This window comes from Aquamicrobium soli (genome assembly GCF_042646345.1).
GTDB lineage: Bacteria > Pseudomonadota > Alphaproteobacteria > Rhizobiales > Rhizobiaceae > Mesorhizobium > Mesorhizobium soli_A.
Map to the genome: position 1 here is coordinate 1 of NZ_JBHRTK010000014.1, position 25475 is coordinate 25475.

The window sequence follows — 25475 nt, forward strand, 5'->3', positions numbered from 1 at the left end:
ATGAAATAGTGCGCCGGCCAGTATTCGTTGTTGAAGGCTTTCCAGATCGCGTAGTCATTGTCGATGGCGACAGGATAGGTGACGCCGAGCCTTGCCACGGCCTTCGTCACGTTGTCGACGTTCTTCTCGAAGGCGAATTCGGGCGTGTGCACGCCGATCACCACCAGCCCCTGATCCTTGTATTTCTTTGCCCACGCTTCAACATAGGGCAGCGCCCGCAGGCAGTTGATGCAGGAGTAGGTCCAGAAATCGACCAGCACCACCTTGCCGCGCAGCGACGCGGCGGTCAGCGGCTTCGAGTTCAGCCAGTCGACGGCGCCGGAGAGCGATGGCAGCGAGCCTTCGACCGGTAACACCTCCGCCGCGGGCGCCGCCTTCGGCGTCATGGCCATCGTCGGCGCGCCGTTCGCGGCAGCGCTCGCTCCCTTTTTTGAGGGACGGAGGCGATCGAGCAGTCCTTGCTCCAGCGAATTGGTGCCAGCGATCGAGACCTGCGTCAGGAACCCCGTGTCGAGCCCAAGCGCTATCGCCGCTACGCCCGCGAGCACGGCAACTCCGAGCGCACGTCGGATCCACTGGCCGACGCCGAGGGAGCGCTTCATCACTGCGAAGACCCTGCCGCCGACGAGGACAGCCAAGGCGAGCGACGTCGCCGCGCCCGCAGCGTAGGCGAGAAGCAGGAGGCTGGTGCCGACGCTGGCACCGTTCAGCGCCGCTCCGGTCAGGATCAGTCCCAGCACGGGGCCGGCGCAGGGCGCCCACAAGAGGCCGGTCGCGACCCCGAGAAGAAGAGATGGCCAGACGCTCGATATGCTCCTCGCAGCACTCCTGTCGGCGGATTGCGACAGCCGCGCGCCGAGCTTCACCAATGGCTGCGTGAGGCGGTCGGCAAACTCGGGGAACAGGAGCGTCAGGCCGAACAGCGCCAGAAGCACAATGGCCGCGAGCCGCCCCCAATGGTTCGCCTCGACTGCCCAGCCGCCAGCCACTGCAGCGAGGCTGGCGACGACCGCAAACGTAAGCGCCATGCCCGCCAACATGGGAAGACCGCTCCGCAGGAAGGAGCGGTCGGCTCTTGCGAACACGAACGGCAGCACCGGGAGGATGCAAGGGCTGACAATGGTGAGCACACCGGCGACATAAGCAAGGACAAACAGGGTCACGCCGCGGCACCTCTCGACGAAGAAGACGCAAGCCTGAAACAACGTGATGGTTTCGGATGTGTCATGGCTGTCTCGTTTGCGAAAACTCGCTTGGCGGCCGTGCGTGATATCCGAAGGGATACAACGAAAACCACTCCAGGTTGAGCCCCACTGCGTCGCCTACGGCTCCGCCGTTCGCGCCAACGTTGCGAAAGCGAGAGCTCGTCGAACTCAGTGGGATATAGTCGCTCTGCGAGATCAAATCACACGGACGAAGGGGATCGCGGCGTGCGCTCACGAGGAAGTGTTGCTCCTGTTACCGACAGCCTGTCCCACGACGCGCTTCCGGCCTTTGCCGGCCGATGGGCGGTGAGGCGCAAGGTCATCGACCGCCTGACTGGGGCGGTCCAACGGTTCGAGGGCACGGCGTTGGTGGAAGCCGATCGGTTCACGGAAGAGGGCGAAGTCGTTGCGGGCTCGAGTACCTTCGTTGCGCGGCGATCCTATCTGCTGTTCCGGCAGGGGTGGCGGCTGTCGCTGCGATTCTCGAACGGGGCGGATTTCATAGTGCTCGGCCTGTGTGCACGCCAGACGGTATCGCACCGCTGCGGCTCGGACTCTTACCATGGATCCTTCTTCTTCAAGGATGCGTGCCGGTGGGTCGAGTTCTGGCGTGTCGTAGGCCCGCGGAAAAACTATTCGAGCCTCGCTCGCTTCGATCGAATGCAGGGGTAGAGCTGCACGGCTCGTCAGGCGGCCGCGCGGGCGTGAACAGCAACCGAAGCGATGGGTGGCCCTATCGGCTCGCTCCCTCGCCCGTGCGCAATCTGACTCGGCGAGGCGCTGTCACAGTTGGCTTGCGCCGCCTTGCGCACCGCTGCCGAGCTCGTTCCCTCGCACCTCTGGACGCAAGGATTGCACTCTTGGTGCGCCGGCGACCCTCGGCGCATTGGCAAGTTCGCGGTGCCGACGTTTGATGCGTCCGCTGAAATTGCCGGCACTGTAATGGCTTCGCCGCCCCGGCCCTCGTCGATCGGCGAGTCCTGTGCGCGTCCTTCCAGCATCCCTTGCCGCCGCGGCTTATTTTCGGTCGTCGCCGAACGACCGGTTCAGCGCGTCGAGCGTCTCGACGGCCTGCCGGACCTTCGGCCCCTGCTCGCCGCGGAGCACGGCCGCCATCGCCTTGAAGCCGTCGTCCTGCGCTTCCGCCGCGGCGGCCAGGATTTCGCGCACGTCGCAGCTCTCTCCCGGGGGGGCGGCTGGCTGCGCGCCGAGGCTGAGCGTCTTGCGCGGCTCTGGCTTGGGCGGAGGAGCGCCAGGCCGCCGCGGCGCGAGCGCCAGCGGCGCTGCGTCCTCTCGCGCGGCGGGCGCGCTCTTGGCCTTCGCGGCCGGGCGCTGCGGCTGTCGCCGCGCGGGGGGCTTGCGCGGCCGCGATGCAGTCGCGAATCCCTCTTGCGCTTCCTGCTGCTCCGGCGCGGGGTTGATCGCCCCTTGCAGCGACTCGTCCTGCCAGGGGCGCAGCCGCGGCAGGACCGGAGGCGAGCCCTTGGCGCGCTCGAAGTAGCCGCGGTACGGCTTGTCGAGGTAGTGCCTGATCTTCGTGAGCTCGAAGGACGGCGAGTTCTTCACCATCAGGATCGAGAGGCGCGACGACATCTCGCGCAGCTCGAGCGGGCTGCGCAGCGGCCGCGGCGTGTAGTGCGGCGCCCAGACGCGCGGCGCGAAGATCCCCTGCCCCGGCCGCTGGATCGGCGTCTTGTAGACCTGCGTCGTCTCGCCCAGCATCTCCGAGACGAACTCCGACGTCTCGAGGTCGTTGATCTGGATGAACAGCTTGATCTGCGAGCCCGACACCGTCGTGATGCGCGTGTTCTTGCCGTAGAGCTCGTCGAGCTGCGCGAGGTCCTGCATGACGATCGCCATGCGGAAGCCATAGCCGGCGCTGATCGTGATCTTCGAGATCAGCGAGTCCATGCGACCGACGTGGTAGAACTCGTCGAGCATCAGCAGGACCTGGTGCGGCTCGTCGTCGCCGGGAATCTTCACCATCAGCAAGTCGTGAATCTGCTGGAAGAGGATGCGGATCAGCGGCCGGAAGATCGAGAGCTCGGCGATCGTGCAGCCGATGAAGATCGTCATCGGCGTGCGCCGCAGCTCGCGGATGTCGAAGTCCGACGTCTCCGTCGCCGCCGAGATCAGTCCGTTGTTCCACAGCGACATCGCCATGTTGACGTTGAAGACGGCGCTGTTGCGCGTCTCGGGCTCGAGCGCGATGTACTGGTTGAAGCTGTCGACGACCCAGGTCGGCAGGTGCTGGCGCTCCGTCTTGACGATCGCGCGCAGCACCGACGAGATGTCCTTGCCTGTCGTGGTCATCCGCGCGACCGTTCGCATGTGCTGCGCGCCGGCGATCAGCGGCGACGCGAGCACGTAGCCGATCAGCGCCGACAGGAGCAGGCGCCCTGCCCCGGCCCAGGTGTCGTCGGCTTTCTCGGGGATGACGAAGGACGCGACGACGAGGCAGTCGGTCGCCATGCGCTCGTCGCGGCGCACGAAGTCGAGCGGGTTGTAGCGGTGCGTGTCGTTCGAGCCCGGCGAGAACATGAAGACTTTGTTGCCTATCGCCGCGCGGTGGTTCGCGAGCGCGTCGAAGTTCTCGCGCTTCGGATCGAAGAAGACGGCCGAGCCCTCCCACAGGTAGCCGTTCGGCAGCACGAAGCCGGTGCCCTTGCCGGACCGCGACGGCCCCACGACGAGGACGTGCGCCGGCTCGTCGGAGCGCAGCGTTGCGCCGCTGAGCGTGCCGAGCACGATGCCGCGCCTGGAGGTCAGGCCTTGCTTCGCGGCCTCCATGACGCTGCCGAAGCGCGCCGCCCCGTAGGGCATCTGGCGTCGGTTGACGTAGGCGAACAGTGCGCCGCCGAGGCCGAGTGCGACGACAGCCGCCGCTGCGTAGGCGCCCCGGATGAGCGCCTCGGCCCGCGTCGGCGCGTAGTGGAGTCGGTCGTGGAAATGCCGCCATGCCACCAGGAAGAAGTCGGCCGATCGGTCGGCGTTCTGCATCGCGAACAGCGCCCAGCGCGAGGCGCCCTCGCTCGGGAAGCGGTGCGGCGCCCAGCGCAGCGCCACCACAACCTCGTAGGCGAGGCTCCACAGCAGCCAGAACGCGAGTGCGCAGAGGAGCCCGACGCCGACGCGGTAGGCGACGACGCGGCTCACGACGATGTCCCCCGCTGCACGCGCTCGCGCCGCCAGTCCGCCATCCGCGAGAAGTACACTTCCGACGTGCCGCGCCAGCCGCCGACTTTCGTCTGCTGGACGACGATCGGCAGCACGGACTTGATGTAGGCGATGATCTCGTCGCGCCGCAGGCCGAGCGCGGCCTGCATCACCATCAGCGCGAGCTGCTCGAACGCGCCGGCCGAGCTGTCGGCGTGCACCGTGGTGATGCTGCCGGGGTGGCCGGTGTTGATGGCGCGCAGGAACGAGTAGGCCTCGGCGCCGCGGATCTCGCCGAGGAAGATGCGGTCGGGCCGCAGCCGCATCGAGGCCTGCAGCAGCGTCTCGACCGTGACCCTCGCCTCGCCCTGGTCGCCTTTCGAGGCGACGAGCGGCAGGTAGTTCCTCTGGATCGGGTTGACCTCGCGCGTGTCCTCGATGGTGATGATGCGCTCCTCCGCCGGCACCTCCTTCAGGATCGCGTTCAGGAACGTGGTCTTGCCTGAGCTCGTCCCGCCCGAGAGCAGGATGGAGTAGCGGTTGACCACGGCGAGGCGAATGAACTCCTCGATGCGGCCCGCGTCGAGGTGCTCGCACAGTGCGCGGTCGACGTCGGACAGGGCGCCCTCCTCCGCGGCCCTCACCTTCGCGAAGGAGCCGAGCCGCCTGTAGTCGTCGAGCCGCATCTCCTTGATCACCTGCTTGCGGATGGCGAAGGCACCACCGGCGGTCGTCGCTGGCGGGATCACGCCCTGGAAGCGCTCGCCGGTCGGCAGCGCCGCCGACAGCAGCGGGTGCTCCTCGTTGACGCTCTGCCCGGAGTGGCCGGCGACGCGCTCGGCGAGGTGGCGGATCGCGTGCTCGGTCAGGGCCGGCACCTCGTGGCGCTCCATGGCGGACTGGCCGAAGCGCTCGACCCAGACCTCGCCGGGGCCGTTGGCGCATATCTCGACGACCTGGTCGTCCTCGAGCCAGGGCCGCACCGGCTCGAGCGCGCGGTCAATGAAGACCGTCAGGCTTCGCGCCGGCGCGTTCACGCTTGAGCTCCCTCAGTGCTTCCTTGACCGGGTCCGGGTAGAGCGCCGAGAAGTCGAGGTCGCGGCGCACGAAGACGATGATGCGCGTGCCCTGGTCGAGGTAGATCGTCGGCGGGATGTTGATCGAGTTGCGGAGCGCCTCCTGCGCGATGTTGGTCAGGGTCTGCGAGATGTTCTGCGCGGCGATCTCGCGCGCCTGCAGCGACAACTGGTTCTGGTTCACGCCCGTCTGGGTCTGCGTCACCACGCCGGTGACTGGGTCGGTCGACGTGATCACCGTGCCGTTGCCGTAGCCGTTGGTGTTCTGGCCGTAGGCGCTGAGGAACTGCGCCGCGCCGCCGACCAGCGACAGCATCACCGCGGAGCCGAACCGCTCGAGGTAGTGGTTGTCGACGAAGCCGGCGTTGCCGGCCCGCCCCAGGTCGTCGGCGCCGTTCGAGCCGAGCTGCACCGACACCCCGTCCGAGCGCAGCATGCGGGTCCAGACGATGAACACCCGCGTCTGGCCTTGCGCGATCCCGGACTTGTACTCGCCGACGAGGCGGCTGCCGGCCGGGATCAGCACGCGGCGGCCGTCGAAGGACCACACGTTCTCCGTCACCACGGCGCGCACCATTCCCGGCAGGTCGCTCTGCACGGCCGTCTCCAGCACCCCGCGGATGAACGTGCCCTGCGCGACGAGCGCGTCGATCCGGTTGTTCTTCGTCGCGCGGGCGACCTCGACACCTGCCGAAGACACCGACGCGAGGAAGCGCCGGTTCGGGTCGTCGTCGGCGCCGGCTGCGGTCCGGCCGCTCTCGTCTCCGTGGGGCGCCGCCGCGGCCGCCGCGGCGTTGTCGTCGATGACCTGCGGCGCGCGCAGCCGCTCCCAGCGCCTGCGCTCCTCCTCCTGGCGCTGGCGCTCGAGCTCGGCGAGGCGGCGCGCCTCGTCGTCGTTGGGCGCCGCTGCCGCCAGCGGCGGCTCCGGCGCCGGCGCGGGCGGCAGCGCGAGCGGAGGCGCGACCGGGGGAGCCGGCGGCGGCTGCTCGGGCGGGGCCGGCGGGATGACGATCGTTCCCTGGTCGGTCTGCGGCCGGGGCGTCGACAGCGACGGCGCCGGAAACTGCGTGGTGGTGAACTCCTCCTTGTCCGGCGTCGTCATCGTCGAGGTGCGCCGCGACAGCGTGCCCCAGACGAGCCAGCCGGCGACGGCGAGCGCGCCGAGCGGGACCGCCACCTTCAGGAAGCGCCCGAGCGCGGTGCGGCCTCGCGCGACGGAGGTCGCGGCGGCGGCGTCCATCTCCAGCGATCGGTATTCGTCGGCGGTCGGCATCGGCGCTCAGCCTCCCGAAGTCGTCGCCGCGCCGACGCGCTGGGGCGCGTAGGGCTCGAGCCCGTTCGGCTCGTGCACGTTCGTCAGGCGGCGGTTGAAGATGCAGGTCGACTCCTTGCCGTTGCGCAGCGTCCACTGCGGCGACACCTTGTCGACCACGACGTAGGGCCCTTCGGTGCGGTAGTTGACGAGGCTCTCGTTGCGGTCGGCGTCGACGATGTAGATCGCAGGCGTCTCCCCCTCGAAGCGGAACCAGGTCTTCGTCCCGTCGTCGAACACGGCGACCGGCTTGTTCGCCGACGACCCCTTGTAGCCGTAGTCGCTGTTGGCGTTGGCGATGTTGAGCGCCTTCAGGTTCGGGTTGGCCGCGCGCTCCTTGGCTTCCGCGAGCAGTCTCGCATTGGCCTCGTCGTCGGGGAAGCGGAAGCGCACCGCGTAGATCTGGCCGGCCGCCGGGCGCGTGTTCGACCGCAGCAGGAAGGTGTAGATGCGCTTGTCGGTCACGACGTTCAGGTTCGACTGCGCGTTCTTCTCCACCGGTTTGACGAAGATGATGTCGCCCTTCCGGTTCGGCTCCACCCTCCAGGCGATGGAGTCGCCGAGCGCGAGCGTCTCGATCTTCTCGTCCGGCTGCAGCTCGATCATGGTCGACGTCCCGTAGGACGCGTCGATCGCCGTGACGTTGTCCGGGCTGTAGACGACGTTGCGGATGCGCGAGTCGAGGCGGCCCGGCCGCGGCGTGGACTCGGCGAGGGCCGCGCCGGACTGGAGCGCCACCATGAGCGCGATCGCGACCACGAAACGCTTCATTGCTGCGCCCCGACCGTGCGGGGCGTCGGCGCCGACTCCTGGTCGCGGCGATACTCGAGCACCTGGAAGCCGAGGGGGTTGTCGAAGCGCCACTCGTTGCGCATCGGCGCGGAGGTGTAGCGGAAGCGCACGAGCGACACCCAGTGCCGGGTGACGATGTTCGTCGCGGACTTCTCGTCGGTCGAGAAGCGCACAAGCGCCGTGCGGTTGTTCGGGAACGTCACCGACTTGATGTCGACGCTGACCTCCGTGTTGGTGCCGTAGAGCTTCACCGGGTTGCCCGGGTTCGCCGGCGAGTAGATCTCCGTGAGCTCCCGCGCCGCGTCCCCGGCGGCGAGCAGCTGCGCGAGGTCGAAATTGTCCTTCAGCGCTTTCGGGTCGTACGTCTCGCGCGCCTTGATGTAGCGCACGACGTTGAACATGGTAACGGCCTCGTCCTGCGTCAGCGGGCCCTCGGCCATCGGCCGCTTGACCTCGACGAAGCCGGTCGTCTTGTCGACGACGACCATGTAGGGCTCGTAGGTCTTCAGTGGCACGAGGAGCGCGAGGACGCCGAGCGCGGTGACGGCGACGACCGTCATCGCCGCGGCGACGATCCAGGCGAGCGCCCGGGAGTTGCGGTTGCGGCGCGCTATGTCGCGCTCCCAGGTCGCTCCCTCGGCGTAGTAGCGCGCGTCGACGCGCCCCTCCCCTGCAGTGCTCTCCGTCACGGCCGCCGTCCTCCGTTTTGCGCCGGCGGCGTGCCGGGGTTGCGCAACTGGTCAGCGAGGCGCCTGAACTCCGCGGACTGCGCCCAACTCGCCGCGCGCAGGCCGACGCGCGCGCGCTGCCGCGACGCCAGCTCCTCGCGGCGCGACACCGAGGCGGGGTTGAGCGGGTTGCGGAACGCGAGGCGCGCGCGGTTCGCGGCGGCGCCGAGCCTGTAGCCCGACGCCGTGGCCAGCACCGAGCCGATGCGCGGCGAGAAGATCGGCACGCCGCCGGCGATCGCAGCCGCCATGTTGTTGATCTGGCTGAGAAGCAGGATGCCGATGATGGCGAGAAGCACCACCGGGCCGATGGTCGCCCAGGTCGCGGACTTGGAGTTGGCGACGCCGTTGAGCGTGTCGATCGACTGCTGGATCAGCGAGACGTAGAAGGCGAGGAACGCGTAGACGAGCACCTGCACCAGGAAGTACTGCGCCAGCGAGCTCATCCAGCCGCTGAAGAAACGCGACGTCACGCCGAAGAGCAGCAGGATGATGAAGAGCGGCGCGAGCGCGAGCAGCAGCCACATGAACATCTTCGACAGCACGATCAGGAAGATCGCGAATCCGATCAGGATCGCCATGACGACGTAGAACACTGCCGCGAAGATGTACGGCCCCCAGTTGGTGATGCCGGCGTTCTGCAGGAACGCCTCGGTCGCGGTGTTCGTCGTGTCCCACATGTTCTGCAGCGCCGTCTGGACGCCGTTGACGGAGGTGAGGTTGGCCGACGTGCCGGTGCTGTTGGCCGAGGTGACGGCGCTCAGGAGCGCGTTGCCGATCGCGGACGGGCCGTCGTTGAGCGCGGTGTAGACGAGGGTCTGGAAGTCGCCCCACTGCGTCGCGAGCACGTAGATCATCACGGCGCGGAACAGTCGGAAGGCGTGGTCGGCCGGGCCGCCCGTCGCGGTGCCCTGCCAGATGCCGACGCCCCAGAAGATGACGTAGAGCGTCAACAGCAGCCCGGCGACGCCGGTCGCGCCGCCCGAGGTCGCGGCGTTGGCGAGCGCCTGGTAGGCGGTCGAGACGTAGTTCTGGCCGAGCTGGTCGACGGACTGGAGGAGCGATGTGATGTTGAAGCTGTTCGCCATTGCCGCCCTCAGATCGGCCGCATCGGGCCGCAGGCGTCCACTGCGCGGATCGCGACGGCGGCGGGCGACGGCGGCGGCAGGTCCGTGTAGGCGAGCGGCGTGCCGCCCTCGTCGGCCGAGCACGGCGCCTTGAGCGGCTTGTAGGCGCAGCCGCCGAGCGTGAGCGCTGCCGCGAGGCTCGCGAGGAGGGCGAGTGCGGCCCTCACTTCGCCGGTGCCTTCGGCTGCGTGAACGTCATCGCGCGCGAAGCCGACTCTGCGGCGCTGTCCTGCGGGCTCGGCTGGCTCGCCGTTGCGGTGGGCGGAGCCTCGGCGCGCAACGCGTATCGGCCGATCGCGATGCCGGCGACGGCCGCCAGGACCGCGATCGCGATGACTGTGGTCTTCGACATTGCCCCTCACTCCCCTGTTGCGGGCTCCCGCTCACTGCGAGAACTTCATCGCGCGCGCAGCGGCCGACTCCGACGCGATGCGGTCGAGGTTGGCCTGGTTCGCGGCCGCCGCGGCGTTGTTGACGACGCCGTTAAGCTCGTTGATCGTCAACCCCGTCTGGACCTGGACCTGCGTGTTCTGGTCGATGCTCCCCTTCAGGTCCTGCGCCTGCCCGATCTGCTGGCCGCCTTGCTTGAAGGCGCTAGAGCGTTGCTGCACCGCGCCCTGCGTCGAGTTGATGAGGCCCGACAGGGTGGCGGCGACGTTGACCGAATTCTTGTAGGCCGTGTCGGCCGGGTGGGTCTGGCCGCTGGCGAGGCCGGTGATCGTCTGCACCAGCTGCAGGCCGTTGATCAGCGTCGACACGATGTTCTGCGAGTTCGACCCCATGCCGGCGAAGGAGAGCGCGCCGCCCGAGATCACCGACCCGAGCGAGGGGGCCTGCGCCATCGAGAAGCCGCCGCCGAGCGCCATTTGGGCCAGCGTGCCCTGCGCCTGCGACGACCGGTCGCCGGTGACGGCCTGCAAGGTCTTCTGCGTGAACTGCATGATCTGCTGGTCGGCGGTCAGGATCTTCTGCGTGCTGGTCGCGATCTCCTGGGCCTTCTGCAGGTTGGCGTTGTCGATGACGGGCACCTGGGCCAATGCCTGCGAGGCGTAGGCGGCGATGGCGAGCGCGGCGGCGAATGACAGCATGGTCCGCATGAGGTCCTCCCTAGCGGCTGTTTGCGTTGATGGCGGCGAGCGCGGCGGCGACGTCGGCCACAGTGAGCGCAGCGTCCGCTGCAGGGGCGCTCTCCTGCGCCCGCGCGAGGTAGAAGACGACGTTGCCGTCCGTATCGACGTAGCGGGCGCTGACGCAGCCAGGGTCCGGCGGCGTCCCCGGCGGCGTCGTCGAGCATCCGTTCGGCGTCCTGCACGGGTCTGACGCCGTGCCGCTGCCGGCCATGCCGGCCGGGCAGGACGGCCCCTTCGGTTGCGTGCTCCCGGCGACGGCCGCCCTCATCCCGCCGGCCGCTCGGCTTGTGTCGCTCGCCATGGCGAGGTTCAGCGCGTTGAGCGCGGTGACCCAGAGGTTGGTGGAGCCGGTGACACCGTTCCAGGCGAAGTCGTTCTGCAGCCGCGCCGCGCTGTTCATGTCGATCGCCGCCATCACGGTCGTCGCGGTGCCGACCTGCTGGCCCGCCGACTTGAAGCCCGACTGCGCGGTGGAGAGCGTCGAGCGGCTGGCGTCGACGCCCGCGACGACGTCGCCGGTCGACTTGAACAAGGTCTGGCTGCTCAGCGTGGCGCCCTGCGCCGCCGGATCGGGCGTCGCCGGCAGGTCCGGGGCGTAGGCGTGGATCTCCTGGCTCCCAGCGCCGTCCTGCGGCTTCACCGTCGGGTCGGTGACGTTGGCCTTCTTGCCGGTCGTCACCGCGCACTTGACGCCGTTGTTGGCGTCCTTGCGCTGCGTCGTCACGGGCACCAACTTGACCGTCGTGCTCGCCGTCACCGAGTGCTGCGTCAGCTGCGCTGCGTCGTCGACGGGGATCGAGGCGTGGGCCTGGGTGGCGAACGCCGTCAGCACGGCGAAGGCGAAGACAGCTCGTCTCACGGTTGCTCCCTCCCCAGGAAGATCGGCAGCCACGCAGCCGGGTCGTCGCCGACGCGCGCGCGGAGCGCGTCGAGTTCGGCGACGGTCTCCGTCCTGCCCGACAGGACCTTGATCAGGTCGGGCATGCTCGACAGGTTGAGGCGTGCGACGACGCTGTCGCGGCCGTGCTTGATCAGGAACGACCGGCTCTCCGGGACGGTGCTACGGATCCAGTCCACCTCGCGGCCGGAGAGGCGGAAAGCCTGCCGGTAGCTCTCGTCGTCGGCCTTCGGGTTGGGGAAGAAGATGTTCGTGCTGGTCTGTTCGATCAGCGTGTTGGAGGCGTGCGAGCGCACGATGTCGGCGGCCGACTGCGTGCCGAACCCGATGATCCCGTTCTGCTTGCGGATCGTCTTCAGCTTGTCGCGGATGAAGAACGCGAACACCTCGTCGTCGAGCAGACGCCAGCCCTCGTCGAGGAAGATCATGACGGGGTCGCCGGTCAGCAGCTCGTCGGTGCGGTGGAAGATGTACATCAGCGCAGCCGTGCGGATGACGGGATCGTCGAGCACGCGCGTCATGTCGAAGCCGAAGATGCTGGAGATCGAGAACTGGTCTTCGTCGTTGTTGAACAGCCAGCCGCGCTGGTCGGGCCGCATCCAGCTCTCGAGCCGCGCCAGCAGGTCGCCCTCCCCGGCGCGGATGCGCCCGCGCAGCAAGGTCGAGAACGCCTTGAGCGTCCGCCCCTCAGGCCCCGCCGAGAGCGCGGCGGCGATGGCGTTGCGGATGACCTGCTCCTCCGAAGCCGAGAGGTCGCCGCCCTTCGCCGGCCGCAGCATGAAGGCGAAGAGCTGGTAGAGGAATTCCCGGTTCGCAGCCGAGTCCGGCAGCGACAGCGGGTTGAAGCCAGTCGGCTCGCCGGGGACGAGCGCCTCGTACTGGCCGCCCAGCGCCCGGATGAAGATCTCGGCGCCGCGGTCCTTGTCGACGAAGACGACCTTCGGACGTGGCTCGATGCGCTGCGTCTGCGCCGCGATGAACGAGAGGAACACCGTCTTGCCCGACCCGGTCGGCCCGACGACGGTGAAGTTGCCGATGTCGCGGACGTGGTGGTTGTAGTAGTAGGCCGTCTGCGACGTCGTCTCGAACACCGAGATCGCAGGCCCCCAGTGGTTGCCGTCCGGCTTCCCGCTCGGGTAGTTGTGCAGCGACGCGAAGCCGGCGAAGTTCTTCGACGAGATGACACCCTTGCGCGCGATGTAGGCGAAGTTGCCAGGTAGCTGCGCCCAGAACGCCGGCTCGCAGTTCAGGTCCTCCCGCACCCAGATCACCGAGCGGTCAGTCAAGGCGGCGCCTGCCGCCGTCACGGCGGCGCCGACCTCGGCGAGGTCGCGGCCGAGGCACATCACCGTCATGTGGTGCTCGCCGTAGATCGCCTCCGACGCAAGCAGCTCGTCGCGCGCCTCGTCGAGGTGCTCGGCCACAATCGAGCCCGCCTCGTCGGACATGTCGACCTGCCGTGACACGCGGTCGATCTGCTTGGCGGCGACGGGGCGGTCGACGATGGCGAAGGTCTGCGTCGCGATGAACTCGTGCGGGACGCGCAGCAAATTGTCGAACGAGCCCGGCCCACTCTGCGCCGGGTACTCGCGGATTGAGATCATCGCCGCGAAGCGCGTGTCCTCCGGGCCTGCGCCGCGGACCTCGATGGCGTTGCGCCCGAAGAAGATGCGCTTCAGCGACAGAGCGTCGGCGAGGTTCATGCGCGGCAGGTGCATCGGGCGCGGGAGGCCGCCGTCGACGACCTGCACCAGGAACTCGAGCGGCTCGGAGAACCAAACGCCGTCGCGCCGCACCACGCCGAGCTGGCGCGCGCCGTAGGCGGCGAGGTTCTCGCGCAGCGCGGTCGCGGCGTCCCTGAGCTCGTTGAGCGCGGTCTGCATGGCGACCGACTCGCCCGCGGCGTCCCTGCGGCCCAGCGCCTTCGTCATCAGCGCGTCGAAGGTGCCCGCCTGCCCCTGCAGGGGGCGGCGCACGATCGTGAGGTAGATGTCGTTGACGAACATCCGCCGCTTCGACAGCGCGGCGTCGTAGCGCTCGTCGATCTCGCGGCAGAGCGCATTGTCGAAGGTTGAGGCGATGCGCGGCTGCACTTCGCGGCGGACGATGTGGGAGACGAGCGCGAAGCGGGAGTTGGCGAGTGTGCGCACGATGTCGTTGCGGCCGAGGAGCCGGGCGTTGACCTCGCTCATGTCGGAGGTCTCGAACGAGTAGCCGTCGAGTTTCAGGATGGTGAGGACCAGGCCGTCGCGCGTCTTGATGATGTTGTCGTCGACGTGCCGCGTGTAGGGGATATGCGACGCGACCGGCCGCTCCCGCCGCGACACGGCGCCGAAAGTCAGTTCGTCGAGGAGCGCGCGCGCAACCATCCTTGCCTCACGTAGAGTAGCTATCGGCGCCCCAGAAGGCGCGCGTGCGCGGCGGGCACTTCGTCGAGCGCACGAACAGGATCTCGAAGATCCTGTCGTCCCTCAGTGTCATAACGTAGCCGAACAGGTGCAGCGGGATCGCGACCAGCAGCATGAGGAGGTTGTGCGTGACGAGGAAGCAGACGCTCGACACCACGCCGTTGAACATGAAGTACATGTACGGCACGCCCATCAGCGTCGGCGCGCGCGTCAGCGCCTTGACCAGCGGCGTGATGAGCGGGTCGTCGAGTTCCTCCCCCGTCATTGGCCGACCGCCGACTGGAAGAACTGCACGATCTGCGCCGAGCCGAACACCAGCACGATGCCGAAGATGACGCTGCCGGCGATGCCCCAGGTCAGCCGTCCCGACCAGGCGAAGAGGCCGCAGGCGATCACAGCCAGTGTCGCGAGCGCGGTCGCGATCGGCCCCGTGAGCGCCTGAACGAGCTGCGTGAGCGTTGACTGCACCGGCTGGAGCGTGCCGCCCGACTGCGCCGCGGCGTCGACGACGCTCAGCGCCAGCAGTGCGAGCGCAGCGGGCCCGCGCGAAACCAGTCGCCTCATATAGTCCTCCCTCTCAGTCGACGTGCATGACGAAGCCATCGCTCCACTCCCCTTTTCCTGGCGGCTTGGTTGCGGCCGGGCGCGGCCGCTCGTCCTTCGGCGCGATCTCGACCACGTCGGGCTGCGCAGCCGCGAGCGCGCCGGGTGCGCCGCGCTGCGGCGCGCCGGGGCCGGGCCAGCCGTAGACGTCGTTGACGACTTGGGCGACGAAGCGGACGGTCTCGGGGTAGGGCGGCACGCCACGGCTTTTCGCGACTGCCTCCTCGCCTGCGTTGTAGGCAGCGAGGACGAAGAACGGGTTCTTGTACTTGTCGAGCAGGCTGCGCAGGAAGCGGACGCCGCCGCGGACGTTGCCGGCGGGGTCGCACAGGTCGACCTTGAAGCGGTCTGCGGTCTGCGGGAGAAGCTGCATCAGCCCGAATGCGCCCTTGTCGGAGAGCGCGACGGAGTCGTAGTGGCTCTCGCTCTTGGCCACCGCCTGGACGAGGTCGGGGTAGAACCCCTCCTCCCCGGCGATCCGCGCGACAAGCGCCCTCGCGTCGCCGGGCGCCATCGCGCTCGCGGACGGACACGGTCCTGCCGCCGCCGGAGCGGCCACAAGTCCGGGTGCGTCGAGAGGCACGACGCGGCCCGAGGCGTCGACGGCTGCGAGGCGCGGCTGCTTCGGCAAGTCCTGCGCCCGCGCGCCGGCGCAGACGGCGAGAACGCCCAACCCGATTGAAGCCACCCCCACGCGCATGCCAGCCTCCACTTTTCAATAGACAATATATTAGATGTTGTTACCTTGGCAACAGCTTGTTGCCCGACGTCCCCAATTCGATCGGGAGGGATGGATGAACCGCTTCGCAGCCTTGTCGGCCGTGCTTTGCCTCGGCCTCGCGCCCGCCGCCGCCCCGCCGGCCGCGGCGCAGGACGCGTCGTTCGGCTGCAAGGTCCTGCTGTGCGCGGCGGCGAGCAGCCCGGGCTGGTCCGGCATCCCCTACTGCGTTCCCGTGATGCAGGAGCTGTTTCACCGGCTCGCGCACGGCGGCGGCTGGCCGTCGTGTTCGGAGGGCCACGCGAGCGGGCCGGGCTACGAGCCCTACCAGGCCTGCCCGGCCGGGCTGACGGCCGCCACGGGCACTGCGGGCGGCGCGGTGACGCCCTCGCCGGACGGCGAGCTCTGCGCCGACCTGTCCAAGCCGCAAAACGCCTGCGGGGGCGGCGACGGCGGCTGCACCACAACCTATCCGGCGACGCCGCGGGAGCGCCGCACCGACCCCTACTTCGTGGACATCAGCACCGCGAACGGGGTCCAGCGGTTCTACTTCTCGCTGCAGGGCTACTAGGGTGGCGCGCGCAACGGCCTCGGCGGCAATCCTCGCGGCGGTCCTCTTCGCCGCGCCGGCGGCCGCGCAGGGGGCGTCGCCCTGGTTTCCGATTCCGGACGACGCCGTCTACCTGACCGGCGACAGCTGGTCGTCTTCGGGCGTCACCTACCGCCTCTACGGCGTGCAGGCCTGCCTCAGGGGCACCGACTTCACCAACGCCCACGGCCTCAAGCGCGACTGCGGCGAGGCCTCGCTCGCCATGCTCGCGGCGCTCGCCCGCGACCTGCGCCCGCAGTGCTACGACGCGGCCGAGTCGCGCCGGCTCCGGACCGTCTTCGTCTTCTGCCTCGCGAGTCCGACCAAGGGTGCCGCCGCAGGCTCGCGCATCGACCTCGGCACGGCGCTGATCTCGACGGGCTTCGCCTTCGCCGCGCTGAAGCCCGACGGCCAGCCGGTCCATACGCCCTACTTCGTCGCGCAGCTCGTCGCCCAGCGCGCCAAGGCCGGCTTCTGGGCCTTCGCCGACGTGCCCGACCCGAACGCGATCATCCTGCGCGCGCTGCGTCAGGAGCAATCGGGCGCCTTGCCCGCAACGCCGCCGGATGCGGCGAAAAAGCCTTGAGCCACCACTTCCAAAAACAGGAGCGAGCATGCGAACCACAAACCTTTTCATCGTCCGCGGCTTCGTCGGCCAGTCGCCGAAGGCCTTCAACAAGTCGGCCAAGGTCAACATCGCCACCGACCGGGCGTGGACCGACGGCAAGGGCGAGCGCCACGAGGAGACGGACTGGGTCACCGTCAGCATCCTCAACGAGAAGGCCGCCGCGTGGGTCATCGCCAACGTCGCGAAGGGGGACCCCGTCTACGCGGAGTGCCGGATCGCCGACGGGTCGTACAAAAAGGACGGCGAGACCGTCTACACGACCGACATCATCGCCAGCGTCTTCCACAAGCTCGACCTCGGCGCCCGCGATGATGCGGCGGCGTGACTGCGTGCTGGCGGCAGCCCTCCTCCTGGGCGCGATGGGCGGCGGCGTTGCCGCGTCTCAGCCGGCCGAGCGCGACGCCGGCATCTACGCCCCGAAGATCCCGCCGCAGTCGCCGCCGCTGCGCGTCGAGGTCGTCGACGGCCAGCGCTTCCGCGACATCGAGACGGGCCAGGCCTACCAGCTCTACGGCATCGACACCTGCGCGCCGGGCCAGACGGCGCGCCTCGGCCGCCAGCCGTGGCCGTGCGGGACGATGGCGACAGCGTGGCTCGTCACCGCGACGCTCAACGCGTGGCTCGCCTGCGCGACTCTGCGCGAGGAGGCGGGCGAGCGCCTCGTTCGCTGCGCGACGGCGGGCCACCCCGACCTCGCAGCGGACATGCTGCGCGCCGGCGTCGCCGTCGCCAAGCCCGGCACCGACGCGGACCCGGCCATCCGCGCCTACGCGCTGGCGGAGCAGGACGCGCGCAAGGCCTACCGCGGCCTTTGGTCCAGCACCTTCCAGATGCCGTGGGACTGGCGCGCCAGCCACCCGGCATCGTCCCCCGCGCGCAGCGAGGCGACGCGATGAGCCGCGCACCCCTCGCCCTCTTCGTTCCCATGGCACTGTCGCTCTGCGCCTGCGCCGGGCCGCGCCCGCCGGCAGCCGACTCCGGGCCGCCCCTGCCGGAGCCGATGTACGCGCCGGCGCAGGTGAAGCCCGGCCGCCTCGAGTACGCCCCCGACCGCTCGACTTTCGCGCCCATCCTGACCGAGCGCTTCCCCTACCCGACCCAGCCCGAGGCGAACGCGGCGTACCGCCGCCTGCTCGCCTCGGCTCCGCCCGACCGCGCGTACCCCGCGTCGGTCTGGCTGTTCGGCTGCAAGCCCGGCGCGCTCGACGCGCAGACGGCGCGCGTAACCCGCTACGGCGGCCCCGTCGTGCACTGCGCCACCGACTTCCTCGACGCGGGCGGCCGCCGGGTGCGGCGCGAGACGGCGAACTTCTACTACTACGCGGGCGTGTGGAACATGCAGCCGGCGTACCCGCCGCGCACCGCGGTGCCGTGGCGCAACCGCGAGCGCTCGCCGAAGGACTTCTGGTGGTGGGTCCCGGGCCGCGACCGCTACGAGTAGCGGGCTGTGCCATGCGGACGGGGTCGGGGTTGAGACAGTATATTAGATGTTGTAAGGTACGACAGGCGTTTGCGCGGAAGGCTGCGCTCGCCTCGTTCTTGCTGGCTGGGCTCGCTATGTCGGACGTTGCATCTCTCGCGCAATCGGTGACGCCCGACCCGGGCGCCTGGCGGCCGATGTCCTACGCCGACCTGCAGCGCCCCTCCCCTGCGACCGCCACCTACGCCGACATCTGGAAAGAAGCAATCGAGCGCAACAACGAAGGCTACCGCGCGCGCGGCGACCGCCGCTTCGCCGGCGGCAACGCGCCCGTCACCGAGGCGCACTTCGTGGTCTGGAGCAGCCGGCGCTCCGTCGTCCTCACCGTCCTCGACACCGCGATCGGCTGCACGGTGAAGTCGGTCGCGCCCGACGCGCGCGCGACGGTGAAGCTCTGCCCGCTGCGCATCGCGGTGTACGAGGGCCTGCAGGTGCGCACCATGGACGGAGGCCGCGCCTGCTTCCTCGAGCTCGCCCCCGGCGCGCCGCCCGACCCGGCCGCGTCCGCGGCGTACGCTTCCTACGACGTGCAGACCCGGACACTGAGGATCGGGATGATCGTGAACCACAAGGCGGTGGACGGCTGCTCGCTCGCTGTGCCGCTTGCGCCGACCGCGCACGCCGCGAGTCCGCAATGAGAAGGAGACCGCCCATGCGAAACCACGCCATCCCGCTGCTGGCGGCTGCATTCCTTACCGCCGGCGCCGTCGCCCCGGCTTGCGCCGCCGACGCCGCCTTCGCCTACAAGACCACCTACCGGAACGTGGAGCACGACCCCGACAAGGTCTGGGCGGACGACGCGCTCGCGGACGGTCCCGGCGGCGCGACGATCCACGAGTACGAGCTGCGCAGCGCCAAAGGCGACCTCCTCGTCTCGCAGGTCTGGAACGACGACTGCTCGTCGAGCACCTGCCCGACGCGCCTCGTGCGCGTCGGGCCGGGTGGCCGCCGCACGGTGCTCGTCGACGACATGATGCACCAGGTCATCCCGCCGGACGACCCGCGCTTCGCCGGCCTGTCGAAGACGGGGCCGGCTGCGGCGTTCGCCGAGCACCCCTTCCTCCTCAGCGCCGACGGCAAGACCCTGGTCAACGGCGACTTCAAGTTCGAGGTGGGGGCGGGCAAGCCATGAGCCGCGCCGTCAAATCGGTTTTGTTCAACGCAGGCATCGCGCTCTGCCTGTCGGCGACGCTCGCGCTCGCGGGCGAGTCGGCCGCGAGCCTGACGTCGGCGGGCATCCCCGCGAACTGCGCCGACTTCGCCGCGAAGGTGTCGAGCAGCGAGGGGAATTTCGGGTCGGTCAACCAGGCCGGCTGCCTCGGGGCCTTCCAGTTCTGCCCTGGCACGTTCGAGCGCTACTACAGCGGCAGCGCGCAAAGCTTCCTCTCCAACCCGCAGGCGCAGACGGTCGCCTGGACGCAGTACGAGCAGAACTCCTGGTCGCAGGCGCAGAAGAACGGCCTCACCTCGCTGGTCGGGCAGCAGGTCTGCTCGGGCGGCCGCTGCGCCACGATCGACCAGTCGGCGATCCTGATGGCCTGCCAGTTCGGCTGCGGCAAGAACGGCAAGCTCGCGAACTACGCCGCGAGCGGCGACTGCAACGCACGCAACGTGAAGGACGGCAACGGCGTCAGCGTCTGCAGCTACCTCATCCGCGGCGCCGGCTACGATGCGTCCTGCTTCACCGGCGACCAGTCCGCGGTGTGCCAGGAGAGCCCGAGCGGGCCGGGCGACTTCCCGACCTCGACCGGCATCGCCGCTAACCCGCCGACCGCCTCGAGCGCGTCGATCGTCGTCAACCCGACCGACGTTTAGGCGGACCGGCCTGACACAACCTTGCTGCCGTGTCGTGCGGCAGCGATGCCTCCCTTTTTCGTCAAGTATTGAGACAGGGCAACCGCGCCCATTTCCTCGAGCCGCTTGTAACCACGCGCCGGCTCCTGTTACGAACGCCTGCGCGAGAGCTTGGAGAACTCCGGGTGTGCGCAATCACACTTCAGTTTCAAATGCGCGACGATGGGCGAGGCGAAACGAAAACGGGAAGCCGTCTTGAGCGGGCCGTGTCCTTGCGGCTCGATGAAGCCCGCGCGCACTTGTTGCTTCGATGGCCACCGTTGGCACAAACCGCCAACAGTCCTCGGTCTCAAGGCGCTGCCCGCGCGGGAGCGCGTCGAAAAATGCTACATGAAGGAGCTGGGATCGTGCATCGCTCCGATCTCGGGCGAGCACATCATATCCGATTCTGTCTGCCGCGTGCTGACGGGCGGCGGTGAGTTTTCCATCTCAGGCGTTCCCTGGCTGGAAGCCGGCGAGACGAAGATAATCCCGCCGCCGCAAGCAAACTGCCTCTGCACGAAGCACAACAGTGCGCTAAGCCCGCTCGACGATGCCGCGCGTTACTTCTTCGCATCGCTCAAGTTGTATCTCGAAGATGATGACGGCTCGAGACACGCGATCGTATCCGGCCATGACCTCGAACGCTGGATTTTGAAGACCGCCAAAGCGGCGGCCGTCTCACGGAACTTGGCGCGCGGACGGGAGAGGCTGTCCGGTGCGTTCTCGAGGGACGAGGCTGTCCTCGACATGCTCGACGATCCTCGCCACTGGCCCGAGGGCGCGGGGCTTTACTGCACCATGAACGCTGGCGACATGACCGAGAACACCCCACGCTTTCAGCTCCAGCCTCTCACGGACGAGCGCGACGACATCAGGGCCATGGCGATCAACATCATGGGATTTCGGTTCGTGCTGTTGCTCGAGGCGCCGGATCCGGTCCAATTTCCATTCCTCGTCGACGCAAAGTACCGGCCGAGCCGTATCCTTGTCTCTTATCCTGCATCAACCAATTGGATGACACTGAGCTGGGAGGACGATGGAAAGCATGAGGAGCTGACCGTGCAATGGTTCCAGCGTCGCTGATGGGCGGACACAGTCAAAGAGCACCGATCGACGTCTGGAACACAGAGACGTTCGACGCCGCGCTTTTGGCCGAGCTGAATTCAGAGCGCGACTTGCTCCGCGACTACGTCCTCACCGAACGGCAGCACTTTCTCGAACGCCAGGCGGCGACAGGCTGGGCGCCGTACGCGACCAATCCCCATGCCGAGGCTCGAAACGATTTCGTCGAGCGTGTCATCATGTCTGCAATGGCAGAGCGCTCGATTCGAGCGTGGCATTACACGCGGCTGACGGACGATGAAACTTCGCTGCTGCGATCGGGCGGCGTCTACACCTCGAACCTGGAGACTATTCGTCAAAGGCTCGACGTGCAGGTTTCCGCGGGGGCGCTGTCGGCCGAGCATGCCGACGCGTTGTATGCCGCGAGCCCCTTCCACCACCAGAACGGCTCGCGTGCGGGCAAGTTCTGGATGACCTCGCATCCCATGTCTCCAGAGAATAGCCTCGTTGAGCTCTTGCTGGAGCACTGGGGCGGCGAAGGCGTGTATTTCTGGCTCAAAGAGCCGGAGCTCGTCGAATTGGTGAAGAGTTTCGGACGGCCGCGAGTCATCGAGCTCGCCGTGCCACTGCAGATCACGTCCCACAGCTACTCGGCGGCCAAGGCGGTCGTCGCCACTTTTGTGCGATCACCTGGCTGCGAGCCGGAATGGCCGGCGTTCGACCTGTATGCGACGAGCCCGCTCGGCCCCGGCGCAGTGCTGGACATCCACACAGAGGGCGAGCCGAACTTCACTGCGCTTGCGCGAGGCTATCCCGCGGAGTTCGTTGATCGCGATCGGTAGGCGCTCGGCCGCCATCCCGTCCTCACGTCGGCCCACTCGGCGGAAATCAGTTCACCTCGGAGGGGTCACGGACGATGAACGCCGCGAAATAACTCAGCTGCTCCTCGGTGGATTCGCAGAGCTCGCCTCCGCAGTAGTGCGCGTGCACGAGCGCCCAGAACACGACCTCGTCCGAGCGGCCGGCGAACAGCGCCTTCTGCATCGTCCTGCCGATCAGCGTGACGGCCCTGAGGTGGTCGTAGCGGGCGTGGAGCTCGTGGGCCACGATCTTTGTGTCGGCAGTCCGGATCACGGGCGACTCCTCCGTTCGTGTCGTTTAGTCAGGCGGCAACCGCGAGGACGGGCGCGCCCGTGCCGCGCGCGGCCTGGATTGCGTCGAGCGTCTCGCGGCTGAAGGACATGCGCAGCGCGACGACCTCGTCGCGGCCGATGCGCTTCGGGAAGCCGAGCGGCCGGACGAAGAAGCGGAGCTGCATCGCGATCACCATCAGCCGCCAGTCGATCGCGACCGTGACGGTGTCGACCTTGCTCGCCATACCCCACTCCACGACGCCTTGCGCGAGCTCGAGGAAGGGGCTGTCGCCGCAAGGGCGCATCTCGCGGTGTCCTCGCGCGACGCAGAAGCGCGTCCACTCGAACACGCGGGCGCCGCGCGGCGGCCGGCGCCTGCACAAGTCTCCCAGGACGTCCGTCAGCAGGTGCGGGCGCGTCGTCGGCAGCAGTCTCTGATAGCCGACGATCTCGTCGCCGCGCATGCAGAGCTGGTGGACCGCGTGGCCGTCGTCGAACCTGTCGCGCTCGAGCCCGTCAGGCTGGCGCAGGTCCTCCCAGCCCTTCTCCCCGACGAACACCGCGTGGCGGAAGCGGAAGGCCCGGTCCATCAGCTCGGCGTGGCGGCTGACCTCCGAGCCAGGAATGACCATGAGCATGGGCGTCTCCTCGGCTTGCTTGACGCGCCGAGTTGGCCACGCAGGGCGCAGTGCCGGTATGGTCAGAAAAGACCATTGCCGCAGCAAGTCTTGGATTCGGTCTGTTTTGCCCGAGCGCCGCGCGCGCCGCCCAGTAGAGGCGGGCCGGCAGTCGGCGGGTGCGACCTTCGTACACACGCGCCGTGACGGGGTGATGACGCAACGCGAGGGCGGAATGCAGGGAGCGGTGCGTTCCGCCAGCTAAGGCTTCCGCGAGCCGCAGCTGATCACTGTTGGGCGACCCCCTCCCTTCGGGGCACGTAGCCGAGCTCGTCGCACAAATCGCGGAAGACGACGCGCCGGCGCTCCTTCTCCGCCTCGGCGGCTGCGCAAAGGAGCGCGCGCTGGTGGTGCGTGACGTCGTCCACGCCTCGGGCGCGGTGGCTCGCGGCCTCGAAGGCGCGCTCCCACGCGCCCAGCGCATCGAGGTAGGCCCGGTGGGCGGCGGCCGCCCGCGACTCCAGCGGGGTGTCGTGTCGCTCCTCGGTGCTGGCCACCCGATCTCTCCCGGCGGGTCGTGTCTGCGGTACGCCCCCGCAAACGAACCCTCGCTGACTGGTGATCGGGGAGTTCGAAACCGTACGAGACGGCCCTATGGCCTTTAGTTCGGGTGAACCTGTTGCATACGCCACAGGCTCCCCGACCATAGGTCAAGGAGTGCGGCGCCGTAACGGCCGGCACCAAACCGCTCGTAGGGGTTTCGACGCCCCAGGGCAGCGCGTACCGCCCCGCACGACTCATAGCCCCTCGGGGGGCCGCGTTCCAGACAGATTCGTTAAAGCGGCCTGTCGCCGGAGAGAGGCGCGGGGGAGCGCCGAGGCGCTTCGCGCCTTTGCTTTCAGGCTGCCAATCGGGCCAGCGGCAGCTCGAGGCGGATCGTCAGGCTGTGGGGCTCCCAGTCCCGCGTCAGACTACCTTGCAGGCCGGCCAGCGCGGCGCGCTCGAGCGTTGAACCGAAACCCTGGGTCCGGCTCGCTTCAGGCGGGGTCGGAATCCCGCTTTCGCGCCACTGCATGCGCAGGCTGTCGTCCTCCATGCTCAGTTCGACGCTCAGCCGCCCCTCCGGCACGGAGAGCGCCCCGTACTTGGTGGCATTGGTGGCCAGCTCGTGCAGCAGCAGCGCCGCGGACGTGAGGGCGTTGCCCGAGAGCGGCGCGTCGGCCCCGCTGATCGTGAAGTGCGGCGTGCCGTCGCTCGCGTGCGGCGCGAGGACCGCTTCGAGCAGCGCGACGAACGTCGTGGTTCCCGCGCCGGACGCGTCGTCGGAGAGCTCCGGCATCGTCAGGGCGTGGGCCCGCGCGAGCGCGCGCAGGCGCTCGGAAAGGTCGGCCGCGAGCGCTTCCCCGCCTGTCGTCGCGCGCGCGCTCAGCCCCACCAGCGCGGCCGTCAGGCTGAACAGGTTCTTGATGCGGTGGTTCATCTCGCGCAGCAGCAGGTTCTGCTGGGCGTAGGCGCGCTTCTGCGCGCTGACATCGCGCGCGATCTTTGAGGCGCCGAGGATCTCGCCTGCAGCGTTCCTCACCGGCGAGACGGTGAGCGAGATGTCGACGAGCTCGCCGTCTTTTCGGCGGCGGACCGTCTCGAAGTGCTCGATGCGTTCGCCCGCGCGCAGGCGCCGCAGAATTTCCGTCTCCTCCGGCAGCCGGTCCTCGGGGATGATCATCGTGATCGAGCGGCCGACCACCTCGTCCGCGCTGAAGCCGAACATACGCTCCGCGCCGCGGTTCCACGTCATGATGACGCCGTCGAGCGTCTTGCTCAGGATGGCGTCGTCTGAGTTCTCGACGACGGCGGCGAGCCAGGCGGCCGCCTCCACCTGCCGCTGGTCGGCTTTCTGGCCCGGAAGGCCGTGCGGACTACTCTGCTCGTGCGGATCGGTCATGGCGTGCTCCCGGGTCGGACTTCCTCCCGCGAGGGCTCAGGCGCCGCAGTGACCAACAGGCGGGCGCCAATACCTTGTAGATGCAGGCAGGCTGAAACGCCACAGTGGAAAAGCCCGAAAGAGCTGTGGCGCTTCTCGGACACCGCCGATGTCGTGGTCGTGGGTATTTGCGAGCGCGAGCTCCGGTTGCACAAAGATGGAGGGGACTGGGCGTCGCCCCTTCGGGGCCGGGCTGGCGGCTACGCTGAAGCCCCGCGTCGCGGGTCTTCCCCCACGTGGGCTGCCATCCCTGACGCGGCTTGAAGTCCCGAAGGGGCGACGGCCGAACAGCTCCACACTCCGGCGACATTGGCGATGACGTTCCGGGCGCGTTCGCGCCCTGCTTCGTTGAGCGAGCCGCGGCCAACGGGCCGTGCGAACGGGATGAACAAGCTCCCCAAGGTGTGGCGAGCGGGCCTCGCGTTATCCCGCCGGCCATCACGACATCGATCGACAGCTATCGTCGACGCATGGGAGTGAGGCACGCGCGGCGCCGCGGAAGCGAGGCGGCGGCGATCGTCCAGGTCGGCACCGCGACGACGGATCTCCAGGCTTCCGGGGGGAAAGACCACCCCGCTCTCGAATGGGCTTTCCTTGGTCCGGCCACGGCCTTCCACGATCAACCCGCGAGGGGTTCGCTACGCAAGCGTGCGACCTCTCCGGCTGCGCCTGCGAGGTGACCGCGGCCGCGCCCGGACACGTCGGCGCCTGTCGAGCGGGGATGGTCCCCGCCCCAAGACGGGAGCCCAACGATGTCGCAGAACCTCAACCTCGCCCAGGAGAACGCCTTCAACCTCGCCCGCACCCTGATGGTCCCCGTGGTGCTCTTCCAGGTCGACGACGCCTTCGGCGTGATGGTCTCGAGCGAGTACGACGGCGACGAGGACACCATCGTGCACGAGTACGACCCGTGGTCCCCGGCTCACTGAGCCGGGAATCCGGTGCCGCTGGCGCTGCGCCCGATGCAAGGGAGGCTGCGCCGCGGTCGACTGCCAA

General features: G+C 68.8%; 31 protein-coding genes. 12 read left to right on the plus strand and 19 right to left on the minus strand.

The features are described from left to right. Nucleotides 1-1163: cytochrome c biogenesis protein DipZ (locus ACFOHJ_RS14895; protein ID WP_378221806.1), on the minus strand; the 1163-nt coding region annotated here is incomplete at its 3' end. A 267-nt stretch (nucleotides 1164-1430) separates the two neighbouring features. Between ACFOHJ_RS14895 and ACFOHJ_RS14900 the strand changes: the two genes are divergently transcribed. Further along, on the plus strand, nucleotides 1431-1877 hold the full coding sequence (locus ACFOHJ_RS14900; RefSeq protein WP_378221808.1) for a DUF6314 family protein: 447 nt from the start codon (nucleotides 1431-1433) through the stop codon (nucleotides 1875-1877). 345 nt (nucleotides 1878-2222) lie between these two features. Here the strand turns inward: ACFOHJ_RS14900 and ACFOHJ_RS14905 are convergent, their stop codons facing one another. The 14 genes from ACFOHJ_RS14905 to ACFOHJ_RS14970 are packed head-to-tail and all read right to left on the minus strand — an operon-like array spanning nucleotide 2223 to nucleotide 15135. Next, on the minus strand, nucleotides 2223-4361 hold the full coding sequence (locus ACFOHJ_RS14905) for a type IV secretory system conjugative DNA transfer family protein (RefSeq protein ID WP_378221812.1): 2139 nt from the start codon (nucleotides 4359-4361) through the stop codon (nucleotides 2223-2225). After that, on the minus strand, nucleotides 4358-5344 hold the full coding sequence (gene virB11, locus ACFOHJ_RS14910; protein WP_378221814.1) for a P-type DNA transfer ATPase VirB11: 987 nt from the start codon (nucleotides 5342-5344) through the stop codon (nucleotides 4358-4360). The genes ACFOHJ_RS14905 and virB11 overlap by 4 nt, the downstream gene beginning before the upstream one ends. A gap of 16 nt (nucleotides 5345-5360) precedes the next feature. After that, nucleotides 5361-6710: a type IV secretion system protein VirB10 gene (virB10, locus tag ACFOHJ_RS14915; RefSeq protein WP_378221816.1), complete on the minus strand. Its 1350-nt coding sequence runs from the start codon at nucleotides 6708-6710 to the stop codon at nucleotides 5361-5363. A 6-nt stretch (nucleotides 6711-6716) separates the two neighbouring features. Further along, nucleotides 6717-7520 (minus strand): P-type conjugative transfer protein VirB9, encoded by an 804-nt coding sequence (gene virB9 / locus ACFOHJ_RS14920; RefSeq protein WP_378221818.1) that lies wholly within the window; start codon nucleotides 7518-7520, stop codon nucleotides 6717-6719. Beyond that, nucleotides 7517-8230 carry a virB8 family protein gene (locus ACFOHJ_RS14925; RefSeq protein ID WP_378221819.1) on the minus strand — a complete coding sequence of 238 codons (714 nt, stop codon included), beginning with the start codon at nucleotides 8228-8230 and terminating at the stop codon, nucleotides 7517-7519. Before ACFOHJ_RS14925 ends, virB9 begins: the two co-directional genes overlap by 4 nt. Next, entirely contained in the window at nucleotides 8227-9357 is a 1131-nt protein-coding gene (locus tag ACFOHJ_RS14930) for a type IV secretion system protein (protein WP_378221820.1), read from the minus strand. Before ACFOHJ_RS14930 ends, ACFOHJ_RS14925 begins: the two co-directional genes overlap by 4 nt. A gap of 8 nt (nucleotides 9358-9365) precedes the next feature. After that, nucleotides 9366-9563, minus strand: a complete 198-nt coding sequence (locus ACFOHJ_RS14935; protein WP_378221822.1) for a hypothetical protein — start codon at nucleotides 9561-9563, stop codon at nucleotides 9366-9368. Continuing rightward, a complete protein-coding gene (locus tag ACFOHJ_RS14940; RefSeq protein ID WP_378221824.1) occupies nucleotides 9560-9748 on the minus strand; it encodes a hypothetical protein in 189 nt (62 codons plus the stop codon). The genes ACFOHJ_RS14935 and ACFOHJ_RS14940 overlap by 4 nt, the downstream gene beginning before the upstream one ends. Before the next feature lie 31 nt (nucleotides 9749-9779). Next, entirely contained in the window at nucleotides 9780-10493 is a 714-nt protein-coding gene (locus ACFOHJ_RS14945) for a type IV secretion system protein (RefSeq protein ID WP_378221825.1), read from the minus strand. A 10-nt stretch (nucleotides 10494-10503) separates the two neighbouring features. Continuing rightward, the gene (locus ACFOHJ_RS14950) at nucleotides 10504-11385 is read right to left on the minus strand and encodes a hypothetical protein (protein ID WP_378221827.1); all 882 of its coding nucleotides are present in this window, start codon (nucleotides 11383-11385) and stop codon (nucleotides 10504-10506) included. Then, on the minus strand, nucleotides 11382-13793 hold the full coding sequence (locus ACFOHJ_RS14955) for a VirB4 family type IV secretion/conjugal transfer ATPase (protein ID WP_378221829.1): 2412 nt from the start codon (nucleotides 13791-13793) through the stop codon (nucleotides 11382-11384). The genes ACFOHJ_RS14950 and ACFOHJ_RS14955 overlap by 4 nt, the downstream gene beginning before the upstream one ends. Nucleotides 13794-13800: 7 nt before the next feature. Further along, on the minus strand, nucleotides 13801-14097 hold the full coding sequence (locus ACFOHJ_RS14960) for a type IV secretion system protein VirB3 (protein WP_378221830.1): 297 nt from the start codon (nucleotides 14095-14097) through the stop codon (nucleotides 13801-13803). Continuing rightward, on the minus strand, nucleotides 14094-14396 hold the full coding sequence (locus ACFOHJ_RS14965; RefSeq protein ID WP_378221831.1) for a TrbC/VirB2 family protein: 303 nt from the start codon (nucleotides 14394-14396) through the stop codon (nucleotides 14094-14096). Before ACFOHJ_RS14965 ends, ACFOHJ_RS14960 begins: the two co-directional genes overlap by 4 nt. Nucleotides 14397-14409: 13 nt before the next feature. Then, a complete protein-coding gene (locus ACFOHJ_RS14970; RefSeq protein ID WP_378221833.1) occupies nucleotides 14410-15135 on the minus strand; it encodes a lytic transglycosylase domain-containing protein in 726 nt (241 codons plus the stop codon). A gap of 94 nt (nucleotides 15136-15229) precedes the next feature. On the opposite strand from ACFOHJ_RS14970, the gene ACFOHJ_RS14975 reads away from it, so the two are divergent. From ACFOHJ_RS14975 to ACFOHJ_RS15020, 10 genes are all read left to right on the plus strand, one after another. Further along, nucleotides 15230-15724 carry a hypothetical protein gene (locus ACFOHJ_RS14975; RefSeq protein WP_378221834.1) on the plus strand — a complete coding sequence of 165 codons (495 nt, stop codon included), beginning with the start codon at nucleotides 15230-15232 and terminating at the stop codon, nucleotides 15722-15724. 1 nt (nucleotide 15725) lies between these two features. After that, nucleotides 15726-16328 carry a thermonuclease family protein gene (locus tag ACFOHJ_RS14980; RefSeq protein WP_378221836.1) on the plus strand — a complete coding sequence of 201 codons (603 nt, stop codon included), beginning with the start codon at nucleotides 15726-15728 and terminating at the stop codon, nucleotides 16326-16328. Between the two features lie 28 nt (nucleotides 16329-16356). Then, entirely contained in the window at nucleotides 16357-16695 is a 339-nt protein-coding gene (locus ACFOHJ_RS14985) for a single-stranded DNA-binding protein (RefSeq protein WP_378221837.1), read from the plus strand. Further along, a complete protein-coding gene (locus tag ACFOHJ_RS14990; RefSeq protein ID WP_378221839.1) occupies nucleotides 16679-17266 on the plus strand; it encodes a thermonuclease family protein in 588 nt (195 codons plus the stop codon). Before ACFOHJ_RS14985 ends, ACFOHJ_RS14990 begins: the two co-directional genes overlap by 17 nt. Next, nucleotides 17263-17811, plus strand: a complete 549-nt coding sequence (locus ACFOHJ_RS14995; RefSeq protein ID WP_378221840.1) for a hypothetical protein — start codon at nucleotides 17263-17265, stop codon at nucleotides 17809-17811. Before ACFOHJ_RS14990 ends, ACFOHJ_RS14995 begins: the two co-directional genes overlap by 4 nt. A gap of 176 nt (nucleotides 17812-17987) precedes the next feature. Then, nucleotides 17988-18488 (plus strand): hypothetical protein, encoded by a 501-nt coding sequence (locus ACFOHJ_RS15000; RefSeq protein ID WP_378221841.1) that lies wholly within the window; start codon nucleotides 17988-17990, stop codon nucleotides 18486-18488. Then, nucleotides 18485-18982 carry a hypothetical protein gene (locus tag ACFOHJ_RS15005; protein WP_378221842.1) on the plus strand — a complete coding sequence of 166 codons (498 nt, stop codon included), beginning with the start codon at nucleotides 18485-18487 and terminating at the stop codon, nucleotides 18980-18982. Before ACFOHJ_RS15000 ends, ACFOHJ_RS15005 begins: the two co-directional genes overlap by 4 nt. Continuing rightward, the gene (locus tag ACFOHJ_RS15010; protein WP_378221843.1) at nucleotides 18979-19665 is read left to right on the plus strand and encodes an acyltransferase; all 687 of its coding nucleotides are present in this window, start codon (nucleotides 18979-18981) and stop codon (nucleotides 19663-19665) included. The genes ACFOHJ_RS15005 and ACFOHJ_RS15010 overlap by 4 nt, the downstream gene beginning before the upstream one ends. 369 nt (nucleotides 19666-20034) lie before the next feature. Then, nucleotides 20035-20769 carry a hypothetical protein gene (locus ACFOHJ_RS15015; RefSeq protein WP_378221844.1) on the plus strand — a complete coding sequence of 245 codons (735 nt, stop codon included), beginning with the start codon at nucleotides 20035-20037 and terminating at the stop codon, nucleotides 20767-20769. Then, nucleotides 20751-21590 carry a hypothetical protein gene (locus ACFOHJ_RS15020; protein ID WP_378221845.1) on the plus strand — a complete coding sequence of 280 codons (840 nt, stop codon included), beginning with the start codon at nucleotides 20751-20753 and terminating at the stop codon, nucleotides 21588-21590. Before ACFOHJ_RS15015 ends, ACFOHJ_RS15020 begins: the two co-directional genes overlap by 19 nt. Before the next feature lie 46 nt (nucleotides 21591-21636). Here ACFOHJ_RS15020 and ACFOHJ_RS15025 read toward each other — a convergent pair whose 3' ends face one another. From ACFOHJ_RS15025 to ACFOHJ_RS15040, 4 genes are all read right to left on the minus strand, one after another. Continuing rightward, the gene (locus ACFOHJ_RS15025) at nucleotides 21637-21882 is read right to left on the minus strand and encodes a hypothetical protein (protein WP_378221846.1); all 246 of its coding nucleotides are present in this window, start codon (nucleotides 21880-21882) and stop codon (nucleotides 21637-21639) included. Nucleotides 21883-21910: 28 nt separating this feature from the next. Next, nucleotides 21911-22519: an acyl-homoserine-lactone synthase gene (locus ACFOHJ_RS15030; RefSeq protein WP_378221847.1), complete on the minus strand. Its 609-nt coding sequence runs from the start codon at nucleotides 22517-22519 to the stop codon at nucleotides 21911-21913. A gap of 266 nt (nucleotides 22520-22785) precedes the next feature. Next, a complete protein-coding gene (locus ACFOHJ_RS15035; protein ID WP_378221849.1) occupies nucleotides 22786-23055 on the minus strand; it encodes a hypothetical protein in 270 nt (89 codons plus the stop codon). A gap of 341 nt (nucleotides 23056-23396) precedes the next feature. Further along, nucleotides 23397-24440 (minus strand): PAS domain S-box protein, encoded by a 1044-nt coding sequence (locus ACFOHJ_RS15040; RefSeq protein WP_378221851.1) that lies wholly within the window; start codon nucleotides 24438-24440, stop codon nucleotides 23397-23399. A 791-nt stretch (nucleotides 24441-25231) separates the two neighbouring features. Here ACFOHJ_RS15040 and ACFOHJ_RS15045 point away from each other — a divergent pair. Continuing rightward, nucleotides 25232-25408: a hypothetical protein gene (locus ACFOHJ_RS15045; protein WP_012564801.1), complete on the plus strand. Its 177-nt coding sequence runs from the start codon at nucleotides 25232-25234 to the stop codon at nucleotides 25406-25408. The last annotated feature ends 67 nt before the right edge of the window (nucleotides 25409-25475 follow it).

Excerpts from the sequence above, each read along its gene's own strand:
- virB10 (WP_378221816.1), bottom strand. The coding sequence starts at position 6,710 with ATGCCGACCGCCGACGAATACCGATCGCTGGAGATGGACGCCGCCGCC.
- virB9 (WP_378221818.1), bottom strand. The coding sequence starts at position 7,520 with ATGAAGCGTTTCGTGGTCGCGATCGCGCTCATGGTGGCGCTCCAGTCC.
- ACFOHJ_RS14930 (WP_378221820.1), bottom strand. The coding sequence starts at position 9,357 with ATGGCGAACAGCTTCAACATCACATCGCTCCTCCAGTCCGTCGACCAG.
- ACFOHJ_RS14940 (WP_378221824.1), bottom strand. The coding sequence starts at position 9,748 with ATGTCGAAGACCACAGTCATCGCGATCGCGGTCCTGGCGGCCGTCGCC.
- ACFOHJ_RS14945 (WP_378221825.1), bottom strand. The coding sequence starts at position 10,493 with ATGCGGACCATGCTGTCATTCGCCGCCGCGCTCGCCATCGCCGCCTAC.
- ACFOHJ_RS14955 (WP_378221829.1), bottom strand. The coding sequence starts at position 13,793 with ATGGTTGCGCGCGCGCTCCTCGACGAACTGACTTTCGGCGCCGTGTCG.
- ACFOHJ_RS14960 (WP_378221830.1), bottom strand. The coding sequence starts at position 14,097 with ATGACGGGGGAGGAACTCGACGACCCGCTCATCACGCCGCTGGTCAAG.
- ACFOHJ_RS14965 (WP_378221831.1), bottom strand. The coding sequence starts at position 14,396 with ATGAGGCGACTGGTTTCGCGCGGGCCCGCTGCGCTCGCACTGCTGGCG.
- ACFOHJ_RS14970 (WP_378221833.1), bottom strand. The coding sequence starts at position 15,135 with ATGCGCGTGGGGGTGGCTTCAATCGGGTTGGGCGTTCTCGCCGTCTGC.
- ACFOHJ_RS14975 (WP_378221834.1), top strand. The coding sequence starts at position 15,230 with ATGAACCGCTTCGCAGCCTTGTCGGCCGTGCTTTGCCTCGGCCTCGCG.
- ACFOHJ_RS14985 (WP_378221837.1), top strand. The coding sequence starts at position 16,357 with ATGCGAACCACAAACCTTTTCATCGTCCGCGGCTTCGTCGGCCAGTCG.
- ACFOHJ_RS14990 (WP_378221839.1), top strand. The coding sequence starts at position 16,679 with ATGATGCGGCGGCGTGACTGCGTGCTGGCGGCAGCCCTCCTCCTGGGC.
- ACFOHJ_RS14995 (WP_378221840.1), top strand. The coding sequence starts at position 17,263 with ATGAGCCGCGCACCCCTCGCCCTCTTCGTTCCCATGGCACTGTCGCTC.
- ACFOHJ_RS15000 (WP_378221841.1), top strand. The coding sequence starts at position 17,988 with ATGTCCTACGCCGACCTGCAGCGCCCCTCCCCTGCGACCGCCACCTAC.
- ACFOHJ_RS15005 (WP_378221842.1), top strand. The coding sequence starts at position 18,485 with ATGAGAAGGAGACCGCCCATGCGAAACCACGCCATCCCGCTGCTGGCG.
- ACFOHJ_RS15010 (WP_378221843.1), top strand. The coding sequence starts at position 18,979 with ATGAGCCGCGCCGTCAAATCGGTTTTGTTCAACGCAGGCATCGCGCTC.
- ACFOHJ_RS15015 (WP_378221844.1), top strand. The coding sequence starts at position 20,035 with ATGAAGGAGCTGGGATCGTGCATCGCTCCGATCTCGGGCGAGCACATC.
- ACFOHJ_RS15020 (WP_378221845.1), top strand. The coding sequence starts at position 20,751 with ATGGTTCCAGCGTCGCTGATGGGCGGACACAGTCAAAGAGCACCGATC.
- ACFOHJ_RS15030 (WP_378221847.1), bottom strand. The coding sequence starts at position 22,519 with ATGCTCATGGTCATTCCTGGCTCGGAGGTCAGCCGCCACGCCGAGCTG.
- ACFOHJ_RS15040 (WP_378221851.1), bottom strand. The coding sequence starts at position 24,440 with ATGACCGATCCGCACGAGCAGAGTAGTCCGCACGGCCTTCCGGGCCAG.
- ACFOHJ_RS15045 (WP_012564801.1), top strand. The coding sequence starts at position 25,232 with ATGTCGCAGAACCTCAACCTCGCCCAGGAGAACGCCTTCAACCTCGCC.